The organism is Streptomyces sp. LS1784 (genome assembly GCF_020103755.1).
Taxonomy (GTDB): domain Bacteria; phylum Actinomycetota; class Actinomycetes; order Streptomycetales; family Streptomycetaceae; genus Kitasatospora.
In genome coordinates this window covers 1-9,929 of the sequence record NZ_JAHSQD010000304.1, presented here as the reverse complement: position 1 = coordinate 9,929, position 9,929 = coordinate 1, and the positions used below count along the sequence as shown (strand labels likewise).

The following is a 9,929-nucleotide window of genomic DNA, read 5'->3' as shown; positions in this document are numbered from 1 at the left end:
GGCCGGCCCGACTCCTCACGCGCCGCCGGCGGCCATCGGGCCCCGCGCTTGCGCGGCCTTCTCGTGGTGGCTTGCGCGGCAGGTCGGCCAGGTCGGCTTCCCGCGGGCTGCCGGTGGGTCCGTCCGCACGTGGGCTCTCGCCCCGGCGCGGGCCGACCGCCTACGCGGGCCAGGTGCGGAGGCCGGTGGTGAGGGTGGTGATGAGGCGGTCGTGGGTGGTGGCGAGGTCTTCGGCGAGTCGGAAGGCGCCGGCGGTGGTGAGGGAGGCGAAGCCGTGGGCGAGGGAGCGGACGGTGCGGGCGGCGTGGATCGCCTCGGAGCCGTCGAGGCCGTACTCCCGCAGGACGGCGATGATCACCCCGACGAGCCGGGCGGCCGCGCGGGCCAGGTCGTCGTCCGGCTGCGGGGCCTGGGGGAGGGCGTTGTAGCGGTGCGGATGCTCGGTGGCGTACGCGTGGTAGGCACGCAGGACGGCGGCGACGGCGTCGTCCCCGCTGCGCCCGACGGCCGCCTCGGCCAGCCGGTCGGCCAGGTCCCCGGTGACCCGGACGGCGATCAGCCGCCGCAGTTCGGCGAGGCCGCCGCTGACGTGCTTGTACAGCGAGGGAGTGGCGACCCCGGCCCGGGCGGCGACGGAGGCCAGGGTGAGGGCCTCGGCGCCCTGCTCGTCGATGAGGGCGAGGGCGTGGTCGACGACCTGGTCGGGGGTCAGTCCTGCGCGGGGCATGGGTTCGGGCTCTCCGTACGGGTCGGGACGGGCGGGTCGGGACGGGGCGGGGCGGGGCAGGCGGGGCTCAGCCGAGCTCGGCGAGGAACGGCAGCAGGGCGTCCGCGGTGGCCGCCGGGTTGTCGGCCATGGGGTAGTGCCCGGACCCCTCGATCATCGCCTTTCGCGCGCCGAGTGCGGCGGCCTGCCGGTCGGCGACGAGCTCCGGCTTCGGGAAGTCGGGGTCCTTGCTGCCCATGACCACCAGCGCCGGGCACCGCACCGCGGCCGTCCAGCCGACCGGTGCCGAGTCGCCGTGGACGTACCCGCGGGTGGCGGTCTTCCGTCCCGGGGTGCGCAGCGCGGCGACCAGTCCGTCCACGTACGCGTCGAAGTCGGCGGGCTTGGCGCCGGGGAAGGCGATCCGGCGCAGGTAGAAGCCCCAGGAGGCCGGCCAGTGGACGAGGGCGGCGCCCATCAGGCCCATGACGCCGCGCATCAGGGCGCCCTGCGGCGGGTTCTCGACGAAGGCGTCGAGGAGGACGATCCCGGCGACCCGCTCGGGCGCGTCCCCTGCGGCCTTGACGACGGTCGCGCCGGTGTACGAGTTCCCGGCGAGGACGGCGCGCTCGATGCCGAGGTGGTCGAGCAGGGCGAGCACGTCGCCGGCGATGGCGGCCGGGCTGTAGTCGTCCCAGGTGATGGAGGATTCGCCGAAGCCCCGCAGGTCCATGGTGACGACCCGGTGGCCGGCGGCGACGAGCAGCGGGCGCAGGTGCCGGTACGCGGCCCGGCTGTCGAGCATGCCCGGGAGCAGGACGACGGGGGTGCCGTCGCCCTGCCGGGTGTCGTCGAAGGCGATCCGGCCGCCGGGAACGGTCAGGTACTGGGTGCTCGGGGTGATGGTGCCGTTCATGGGGGGTCCCCTTCGGGCCGTCGGTGCGGGGCATCGGCCGTGCTGCCGATAGCCATAAAGCTAAGGCTAATAGCCTTAGCCGTCAAGCGGTCGGCGGGCGCCGGGCCGGGGTGACGGGCCGGGAGAAAGGGAAGGGGGCCGGTCAGGCCCCCTCGACCTTGAACGGGTCGTGCTCGCTGAGCAGCTTCTCCAGCCGGGCCTGGTCGACCCGGGTGATCATCTCGCTGGACTCCTGCCGGTCCCGGATCACCTTCGCCAGCGTGAACGCGGAGGTGACGGTGTAGAGGAGGCCGATCCCGAGGAAGGCCCGGGTCCACCCGCCGACCGGCAGGTAGGCGATTCCGGCGGCGAGGGCGATGCCCGACAGGGAGAAGGAGAGGACGGCCTGGACGAAGTACGCGGCCGTGGTGCGGGCCTGCATCGGTGCGCTCATGGCGTCAGGATGCGGCGGCCCCGCCGGGCCGCACATGAGTAGGAGTACTCAGATGGGGCCGTGTATGAGGGGCCGTTCGTTGACGTCCGATCACCTTCCCCCGAGCTGCTCCGAACGGATGGCTTGGAATCGGAGCGTCCTAGGATTAACGTTTGATAACGCAGCGCGGTTGTCAACGCCGTACCCAGACGGCACCGTGCGCCGTCGCCTAATCCCACCGACCGGCCTCCGGGCAGGTCAGGGAGCCGGGGAACCACGTTCCTTGGGGTGAATCGGCAGGGCTCCGGCCCGGCCGTAGGAGACCTTCCTGCTCCGAACCCGTCAGCTAACCCGGTAGGCGCGAAGGAAGGAAAGGAGCGCGCCTCCCGTGGCGTCGACGCACACCCCGGCACACCCGGCCGGCTTCGCAGCCGGTACCCAGCTCCTCGACCACCCCGGCACGGACGGTCCCGAGGACTTCGGTCCCGAGGCCTTCGGCCCGGAGGCCGAGACCAACCGCCACCGGATGCCGCGTCAGACCCGCGGAGCCTCCCCACTGCTCGGCGTCACCGCCGTCGCCGCCACCCTGGGTGCCACCGGCTTCGCCTCGGCGACCCCGGCCGCCGCCCCCGCCGTCGAGGCCCCGGACGAGACCCCGGTCGCCCTCTCCGCCGACCCCGGCCTCGCGCTCGCCGCCCGCATCCAGCACCAGGCCGACAGCCAGCGCACCGCCGCCGAGGAGACCGCCCGGCTCCAGGCCGCGCAGGAGGCGGAGGCCAAGGCCGCCGCCAAGGAGGCCGAGGCCAAGCGCGCCGCCGAGGAGGCCGAGCGGGCCAAGGCCGCCGCCCTCACCCTCCCGGTGAACGACTACCGGCTCTCCGCCCACTACGGCCAGAGCGCCCGCTACTGGGCCAACCTGCACACCGGCCTGGACTTCGCCGCCGACACCGGCACCCCGGTCTACGCGCTCGGCCAGGGCACCATCACCTCGGCCGGCTGGGCCGGCTCGTACGGCTACCGGATCGTCGAGACCCTGCCCGACGGCACCGAGATCTGGTACTGCCACCTCTCCTCGATCACCAAGGGCTCCGGCAAGGTCGCCTCCGGCCAGCAGATCGGCAAGGTCGGCGCGACCGGCAACGTCACCGGCCCGCACCTGCACATGGAGGTCCGCCCCGGCGGCGGCGCCCCGGTCGACCCGGAGCCCTGGCTCCAGCAGCGCGGCCTCAACCCCTGACGCACCCGCGCGGAGCCCCCGGCCCGGACACCGGGCCGGGGGCTCCGCGCGGCGTCTCACTCCTCGACGGGCAGCTGCGCCAGGTACGCCTCGATCTCCTCCTGGCCCGGCTCCGGCGCCAGCTCCGGGAACTCCGTCACCAGCAGCCGCGGCAGCCCCGGCACCGTCCACCCGCCGAACAGGTCGAGCGCCGCGTCGACCGCCGCCTCCTCGAACTGCCCGAAGTCCCCGGCCAGTTCGTCCGGCATCGGCCGTCCCTGCGCGGTCAGCTCGGCCAGGTTGCGGTAGCTGCGCCGCATCAGGCCCTGCTCCAGCAGCCGCCGCGCGCCGTCCGTGGCCATGCCGACCGACAGCACCCGGCCCGGGCCCCAGCCCTGCTCGTCCGGCTCGTCCAGCCAGCCGGCCGGCACCAGCGCCTCGTACGCGGCCAGCCGCTCCTCCTGCGCCAGCTCCCCGAAGCCGGCCAGCCAGTCCCGCACCGCCTCCCCGTCCGTGACGTCCACCCCGTGCGCGTGCAGCAGCAGCGCGTACAGCCGGGGCCAGGTCACCAGGTCGGCGCGGCGCAGCAGCCCTGCCGCGACCTCGCCCTGCCACTCGGCCTCCGCGTGCAGCCGCTCCTGGCGCTTGGCGTTGAGCCGCCGGGCCGCCCGCTGGTGGTCGATCAGCAGCCGGACGGCGTCGCCGTAGGCGAGCGGGTCCTCCTCGGGTGCCGGTTGGACGTACAGGTGGAGCCGCTCGTACAGCAGGTGCTCCACCGCGTCGGAGGTCAGTTCGGGCCAGCCGTCGTGCATCCTGCTCTCGCCCAGCTCCAGCAGCGCCAGCACCGCGCGCAGCGGCCCCTCGGCCACCGGCGCGCGGCCCTGCTCGGCCGCCCAGGCGAGCAGGTCGGCGGCCTTGGTGCGCGGGGCGAGCCGCAGGTCTTCGTCGTTCATAGTCCGAACGGTAGCCGCCGGGCGGGGATAGGGTCGGCAGCCATGGTCCCCGTACGACTCACCGGCCCGCGACTGGCCGTCCGTGAGTACCACCACACCGAGGGCGACGTGGACGCGCTGCACGCGCTGTTCGGCGACCCGGAGGTCACCCGCCACCTGCCCTTCGGGCCGAGCGACCGGGAGGCCTGCGCCGACCAGGTCGAGCTCTACCTGGAGGAGGCGATGGCCGAGGAGCGGGACACCTACCGGCTCGCCGTCACCAGGCTCGCCGACGCCGAGGAGCCGGAGGACGCGACGCCGGTCGGGCAGGCCTCGCTCACCCTCGACGGGCACCGGGCCGCCCACCTCGGGTGCGTGCTGGCCCGCGAGTTCTGGGGCCGCGGCTACGCGGGCGAGGTCGTCGGCCTGCTCTGCGGCCTCGCCTTCGACGCCCTGGACCTGCACCGGCTGGCCGCCCGGGTCGCCGTGGCCAACGAGGCCTCCGTCAAGGTGCTCACCGGGCTGGGATTCCGGCTGGAGGGGCGGCTGCGGCACGACGGGTTCAAGGACGGCGTCTGGTCCGACTCGTTCCTCTACTCGCTGCTCGCCGACGAGTGGCCGGGCCCGGGTGCCCGCAGGCCGGGCCCGGACCGCTGAACGCCGGGGACGGGCCGGGGGCAGCCGCCCGGGCGCAGAGCGGACCGAACGAGACGAGGGGATCGCTGCGGAGGGGGGGTTAACCCCACCCCGGATCCGCCAGGCCTCCGGATCCCGTCTGGCCTGTGTGCCCGTCAGACTGGACATCGTCAGCAGGACGAACGACCGACAGCACGAGGGGCCGGGGGCCGGGAGCATGAGCAGCAGCCGCAGCATGGAGGACCGGGAGTGGGACGTCCGGGGCGGTCACGGTGACGACCCGCGCTCCGCCCGGGCCCGCCGGACCGAGCAGCGGCCGGCCCTGTGGCGGGCGCCGTTCTCGGCGTACTACTACCGGGAGGTCGGCTACGCGCTCAGCGGCCTGCCGGTGGCGATCGCCGGGTTCTCCCTCTCGATCGTCATGTTCTGCTTCGGCCTCGGCACCTTCGTGACCGTCCTCGGCCTGCCCGTGCTGGGCGCCCTGACCAGCCTCGCGCGCGGCTTCGGCCGGCTGGAGCGGGCCCGGGTGCGCGGCATGCTGGCCCTGGACGTCCCCGGCCCGGAGCCGGTGCGCCAGGTCCGCCCGGGCAGCTGGGGCGCGATCACCGCGCGGCTGGCGGACGCGGCCGGCTGGAAGGCCGTGCTGTACCAGGTGGTGATGTTCCCCTGGGCGGTGTTCAGCTTCTCGGTGACGCTGGTGTTCCTGCTGCTCGGCTGGGTGCTGGCGCTCTACCCGCTCTACCACTGGGTCTTCCCGACCTACACCCCCTGGCACGGGTACCGGCTGTTCGACTACTCCGACAGCAACGGCATCCAGCACGTGTACGAGGTCCAGGCGCCCTGGCAGATCGCCGTGCTCTCGGTCATCGGACTGCTGCTGGTCTTCCTCACCACGCAGCTGGTCCGCGGTCTGACCAACGTCAACCGGGCCGCCGCCCGGGGCCTGCTCGGCCGCTGACCCCCGGCTTCACCCGGCGGCCCCGCCCGCGTCCCGGACGCCTTCCGGATGCGGACGGGGCCGCTCCGTGTTCGGATGGCGGGGTGGCCGCCGCCGGCATTCCCCCCGCTCACCCGGACGTCCTGGTCACCTCCCGCCCGCTGGACGAGTACTGCGCCCTGTTCGGCCTCACCCGGGCCCGGCTCGCCGCCCTGCCCGGACCGCTGCTGGACTGCCCCGGCGGTGCGGCCGGCCTGGCCGCCGAGGCACGCGAGCTGGGCTGCCGGGTGATCGCCGCCGACCCGGTGTACGCGCTGCCGCTGCCGGCGGTCGTGGACCGCGCCCTGGCCGCCCGGGCGGCGATGGCCACCGCGATGGCCGCCCGCCCGCAGCTCTCCCCCTCGCCCCGCCCGTACCGGTCCGAGCACTACCTGCGCAGCTGGGACCGCGCCCGTCGGTTGTTCGCCGCCGACTCGTCCGCCCATCCGCAGCGGTACGTGGCCGCGGCCCTGCCCCGGCTGCCCTTCGCGGACGGCGCCTTCGCCCTCACCCTGAGCGGCTACCTGCTCTTCGCCTACCCCGAACTCTTCGGTCCCGAGCACCAGTTGGCGGCGCTGACCGAACTGGTCCGGGTCACCTCCCCGGACGGCGAGGTCCGGGTCCAGCCGCTGCACGACGGGCGGGGCCGCCGCTGCGGCCACCTCGACCCGCTGCGGCACGCGCTCGGCGAGCGCCGGATAGCCAGCGAGGTCCGACGCCTCCCCGGGCCGGTGGACGGCCGCGCCCGGCGGGTCCTGGTGCTGCGGGCCGCCGACCACCGCCGCAGGGCGGTTCGACGGCCGATGATGTAATAGTCACTTATCGGGTGCGCCCCTATACTTGCCCGCATGACCACGACACCGATCCGGCGTGCCGACGGGGCCGACGCCGACCGGCTCACCGACCTGATCCAGGCGTCCTCCGCCTACCACGGCGAGTACGCGGCGATGATCGACGGCTACCGGGTGACGCCCGACTACGTAGCCCGGCACGACGTGTTCCTCGCCGCCGACCCGGCCACCGGCCACCTGCTCGGCTTCTATGCCCTGATCCGCGAACCGGCCGAACTGGACCTGATGTTCGTCGCCGACGAGGCCCAGGGGCGCGGCACCGGCCGTGAACTGATCGAGCACATGCTGGAGCAGGCCCGCCGGGCCGGGATCGCCAGCGTGAAGGTGGTCTCCCACCCGCTCGCCGAGCGCTTCTACCTGCGGGTGGGCGCCGAACGCGTCGGCACCTTCCCCGCACGCGGGACGATCACCTGGGACCGTCCCGAACTGCGCTTCACCGTCCAGGACGCCCAGGACGCCTAGGAGTTCCCCGGGGCCGACGGCCCGCCCGGCTGGGCCGGTACGGCCGGCGGGGCGGGCTGCTCCGGCACCAGGGCCGCCGCCTGGAGCCGGGACAGGATCTTCTCCGCCAGCCAGCTGCGGTCCGACCCGTACGGGATGCCCCGCGGGTCGACCAGCTGCGCCGCCACCGCGTCCCGCAGGCGCTGCGCCCCGGCGGCGGGCAGCCGGGAGAGCAGTCCCCGGGCGGCCAGCAGCGCGTGGTACTGCTCGAAGCCCGAGCGCGGGTGCTCGATCGCGTCCAGCACGCTCGGCAGGTCCGCCAGCGCCGGGTCCCCCTGCATCAGCGCGAGCGCCTGGATCCGCCGGCCCTCGGAGCCGTCCGCGAAGAGGCCCCGGACCTGCTCGGCGGTCAGCGCCGAACGCCGCGCGGTCGAACGGACCTCGGCCACCACGCCCTCCGGCCCGGCCGGTGAACCGGAGGAGGGCGGCAGCTGTCCGACCAGCGCGGCCGGGCGCTCCGCGCTGCCGCCCAGCAGCCCGAGCTGCTGCATCGCGCGGACCCGCAGGTCGTCCGCGCCCACCTTGTCGCCGTGCCGGTCGCGGTCCTGTCCGGCGAGGAAGAGGTCCAGCGCCTGGTCGGTCTCGGTCAGCGCCTGCGGCAGTGCCAGCCGGGTCACCAGCCAGCCGGCCAGGAAGCCGAAGACCAGGAAGTACAGCACCAGCGCCGCCGCGAACGGCACCACGTCCGCGCCCCCGCCGAGCGCGGGCGCCAGCGCCGTACCGAGGTCGTGCAGCCGCTCGCCGAGCGAGCCGAGCTGGGTCAGCCCGACACCCAGCAGCACCTTGGTCAGCCAGTCCGAGACCTGCTCCAGATTGGTGTTCGGCGCGTACGAGCCCTGCGGCTCACCGGTGCCGCCGCCGCGCACCCGGGGCACTCCGAACAGGAAGCCCAGCCCGCCGCCCAGGACGACCGAGGCCCCGACCACCACCAGGCCGCCCCCGAGCGCCTGCCAGGCGTGTTCCCGGCCGAGCGCGAACAGCAGCAGCCCGACCAGGCCCGTCCCGGCCAGTACCCCGGTGGCGCCCCACTGCGCCGTCCGCCGTGCCGCCCCGGCGCCCGGCCGCCGCGCCTTCACCATCGCCTACCCCCTGTGCCCGCGCCGCTCCGCTCCGGAACCCGCGCCGACTCTAGCGCCGCGGCCCCACCGCGGAAACGTCCCGGCCCCGCGCCTCCCGTCACGACGTGCGGAGCCCCGGGAAACGGCGGCGCCCCGGGAACGGCAGAGCCCCCGGACACGCCACGGGGAGCCTCCGGAATCGTGCCGGAAGCTCCCCGGGAACGCAGACGGCCCGCGGGCTGCTCCTTCAACGCCGGCCCGTGCACTGGCCAGGCGCCGAGGCACCGGGGATGTGCCGGTGAGCCCGCGGGCCGGGTGACTGCTTTGGATTCGCCTGCCGGAGGCCTGGGGCCTCACCCCGCGCAGGCAGGGGCGGCTCTAGCGAGCAGCCACCTCACGCATCCTGATGGTACTCAACTCAGGATCACCTCCTTTCAGTGTGCAGCCACCATAGGCAGCCCACCGGAGGAAGGGCAACGGATTATTCGCGGCGCCCGCGCGGCCGACGGAGTCAGCCGTGCGGGGCGCCCGGATCCGCTGCTCAGGCGCTCTTGAGCTGGTCCTTGAACTTGGTGAAGTCGATCGTGTTCTCGGCCGACGGGACCTGGATGGTCAGCGGCTTGTCGAACTCGCTGAAGTCGATCTTGCCGCCGTCCTTGGCGCCGGCGTTCTCGATCCGCACCGGGTAGGGCTTGCCCTCGGTGGCGATGTTGAGGGTCGTGACCTCGCCCTTGGAGTCGGTGGCCTTGAGGCTGAAGGTCTTCACGCCGTTGATGTTGCCGGCGGAGCCCTTCTCGACCTTGTCGCCGGTGCCCTCCTCCGAGCCGATCTTCTTGGTGAACTCGGCGAGGTTGCAGACGCTGGTGAGGGAGCCCATCGACGGGTCGTTCTCGAAGCCGGTCAGGTAGCGGCCCTTGAACAGCTCGGCGGCCTTGGCGCCGTTCGGGCCGCCCATGTTGGTCCAGAACGCGGTGTCCGGCTTGACGTACGAGGTCTTGCCGTCGCTGATGATCTCGAACTTGCCCATGCCCGGCATCGCCATGGTGCCGGTGCACTGGCTCTTGTTGTCCAGCGACAGGTTCATCTCCATCTGGCCCTCGTCGGTGCCGATGGTGCCGGCCATCTTGAGGGAGGTCGCGGAGGCCAGGGCGTCCTTGGCCTGCTTCTCGATGTCCTTCGCGCTGAGCTTGTCGGTGTCGAGCTTCTGCGAGGCGCCCGCCTTGGCGTCGCCGCTCTTCCCGTCGCTCTTGGTACCGCCGCACGCGGCGGTGCCGGCGGCCAGGACGAGGCAGATCGCGGCGGTGCTGACCAGTCGCTTCGACGACATGTGGTTTTTCCTGTCCGGGGTGGCCCGAGCCCCCCAATGAGATGAATTTTTCCTCAGTATGGTTCAGGCACCTGACAGGTGATCGTCGGACGGACCGCCGTTACAGCTTCGTGGCAGGACCGTGTTCTGTCCGCGCCCGGACACGCGAAAGGCCCGGAGGACGTGTCCTCCGGGCCTTCCTGCTACTGAGTAGCGGGGACAGGATTTGAACCTGCGACCTCTGGGTTATGAGCCCAGCGAGCTACCGAGCTGCTCCACCCCGCGTCGGTGAACACAACAATACGTGGAAGTCGCCGAGATGGGAAATCGGTTCTTCAGACGCCTTCGGCGGCCCCGCGCCCGGGGCCCCGCCGAGCCTGGCGCGACTGCCGTCGGGCCCGCCCCTCCGCCCGCCGTCG

At 73.7% G+C, this 9,929-nt stretch carries 11 protein-coding genes, 1 tRNA gene and 1 riboswitch; of the genes, 5 read left to right on the top strand and 7 right to left on the bottom strand.

Annotation, left to right across the window (positions count from 1 at the left end; all coding sequences use genetic code 11):
• Positions 1-160: 160 nt before the first annotated feature.
• The 3 genes from KS423_RS28260 to KS423_RS28250 all read right to left on the bottom strand — a co-directional run bounded on the left by KS423_RS28260 (position 161) and on the right by KS423_RS28250 (position 2,055).
• The gene (locus KS423_RS28260; protein ID WP_224282599.1) at positions 161-727 is read right to left on the bottom strand and encodes a TetR/AcrR family transcriptional regulator; all 567 of its coding nucleotides are present in this window, start codon (positions 725-727) and stop codon (positions 161-163) included.
• Between the two features lie 67 nt (positions 728-794).
• The gene (locus tag KS423_RS28255) at positions 795-1,622 is read right to left on the bottom strand and encodes an alpha/beta fold hydrolase (RefSeq protein ID WP_224282598.1); all 828 of its coding nucleotides are present in this window, start codon (positions 1,620-1,622) and stop codon (positions 795-797) included.
• A 142-nt stretch (positions 1,623-1,764) separates the two neighbouring features.
• On the bottom strand, positions 1,765-2,055 hold the full coding sequence (locus tag KS423_RS28250) for a YiaA/YiaB family inner membrane protein (protein ID WP_224282597.1): 291 nt from the start codon (positions 2,053-2,055) through the stop codon (positions 1,765-1,767).
• 195 nt (positions 2,056-2,250) lie between these two features.
• A riboswitch (cyclic di-AMP (ydaO/yuaA leader) is annotated at positions 2,251-2,409 on the top strand.
• Positions 2,410-2,422: 13 nt separating this feature from the next.
• On the opposite strand from KS423_RS28250, the gene KS423_RS28245 reads away from it, so the two are divergent.
• Positions 2,423-3,271 (top strand): M23 family metallopeptidase, encoded by an 849-nt coding sequence (locus tag KS423_RS28245; RefSeq protein WP_224282596.1) that lies wholly within the window; start codon positions 2,423-2,425, stop codon positions 3,269-3,271.
• 56 nt (positions 3,272-3,327) lie between these two features.
• On the opposite strand, the gene KS423_RS28240 is transcribed toward KS423_RS28245, so the two are convergent.
• Positions 3,328-4,203, bottom strand: a complete 876-nt coding sequence (locus tag KS423_RS28240; protein ID WP_224282595.1) for a hypothetical protein — start codon at positions 4,201-4,203, stop codon at positions 3,328-3,330.
• Positions 4,204-4,245: 42 nt separating this feature from the next.
• On the opposite strand from KS423_RS28240, the gene KS423_RS28235 reads away from it, so the two are divergent.
• The 4 genes from KS423_RS28235 (at position 4,246) to KS423_RS28220 (ending at position 7,107) form a co-directional block, all read left to right on the top strand.
• On the top strand, positions 4,246-4,839 hold the full coding sequence (locus KS423_RS28235; RefSeq protein WP_224282594.1) for a GNAT family N-acetyltransferase: 594 nt from the start codon (positions 4,246-4,248) through the stop codon (positions 4,837-4,839).
• 196 nt (positions 4,840-5,035) lie between these two features.
• On the top strand, positions 5,036-5,776 hold the full coding sequence (locus KS423_RS28230) for a sensor domain-containing protein (protein ID WP_224282593.1): 741 nt from the start codon (positions 5,036-5,038) through the stop codon (positions 5,774-5,776).
• 83 nt (positions 5,777-5,859) lie between these two features.
• On the top strand, positions 5,860-6,606 hold the full coding sequence (locus KS423_RS28225; RefSeq protein ID WP_224282592.1) for a class I SAM-dependent methyltransferase: 747 nt from the start codon (positions 5,860-5,862) through the stop codon (positions 6,604-6,606).
• Positions 6,607-6,642: 36 nt separating this feature from the next.
• On the top strand, positions 6,643-7,107 hold the full coding sequence (locus KS423_RS28220) for a GNAT family N-acetyltransferase (RefSeq protein ID WP_224282591.1): 465 nt from the start codon (positions 6,643-6,645) through the stop codon (positions 7,105-7,107).
• Here KS423_RS28220 and KS423_RS28215 read toward each other — a convergent pair.
• The 3 genes from KS423_RS28215 to KS423_RS28205 all read right to left on the bottom strand — a co-directional run bounded on the left by KS423_RS28215 (position 7,104) and on the right by KS423_RS28205 (position 9,795).
• Complete coding sequence (locus KS423_RS28215) at positions 7,104-8,225, bottom strand: hypothetical protein (protein ID WP_224282590.1); 1,122 nt, start codon at positions 8,223-8,225, stop codon at positions 7,104-7,106. The two genes, KS423_RS28220 and KS423_RS28215, sit on opposite strands and share 4 nt — an antisense overlap.
• A gap of 520 nt (positions 8,226-8,745) precedes the next feature.
• Positions 8,746-9,531 carry a hypothetical protein gene (locus KS423_RS28210; protein WP_224282589.1) on the bottom strand — a complete coding sequence of 262 codons (786 nt, stop codon included), beginning with the start codon at positions 9,529-9,531 and terminating at the stop codon, positions 8,746-8,748.
• Between the two features lie 190 nt (positions 9,532-9,721).
• Positions 9,722-9,795, bottom strand: a tRNA-Met gene (locus KS423_RS28205).
• Positions 9,796-9,929: the final 134 nt, after the last annotated feature.

Coding starts and splice junctions, on each gene's coding strand:
- KS423_RS28215 (WP_224282590.1), bottom strand. CDS start 8,225: ATGGTGAAGGCGCGGCGGCCGGGCGCCGGGGCGGCACGGCGGACGGCG.
- KS423_RS28240 (WP_224282595.1), bottom strand. CDS start 4,203: ATGAACGACGAAGACCTGCGGCTCGCCCCGCGCACCAAGGCCGCCGAC.
- KS423_RS28235 (WP_224282594.1), top strand. CDS start 4,246: ATGGTCCCCGTACGACTCACCGGCCCGCGACTGGCCGTCCGTGAGTAC.
- KS423_RS28220 (WP_224282591.1), top strand. CDS start 6,643: ATGACCACGACACCGATCCGGCGTGCCGACGGGGCCGACGCCGACCGG.
- KS423_RS28260 (WP_224282599.1), bottom strand. CDS start 727: ATGCCCCGCGCAGGACTGACCCCCGACCAGGTCGTCGACCACGCCCTC.
- KS423_RS28250 (WP_224282597.1), bottom strand. CDS start 2,055: ATGAGCGCACCGATGCAGGCCCGCACCACGGCCGCGTACTTCGTCCAG.
- KS423_RS28210 (WP_224282589.1), bottom strand. CDS start 9,531: ATGTCGTCGAAGCGACTGGTCAGCACCGCCGCGATCTGCCTCGTCCTG.
- KS423_RS28230 (WP_224282593.1), top strand. CDS start 5,036: ATGAGCAGCAGCCGCAGCATGGAGGACCGGGAGTGGGACGTCCGGGGC.
- KS423_RS28255 (WP_224282598.1), bottom strand. CDS start 1,622: ATGAACGGCACCATCACCCCGAGCACCCAGTACCTGACCGTTCCCGGC.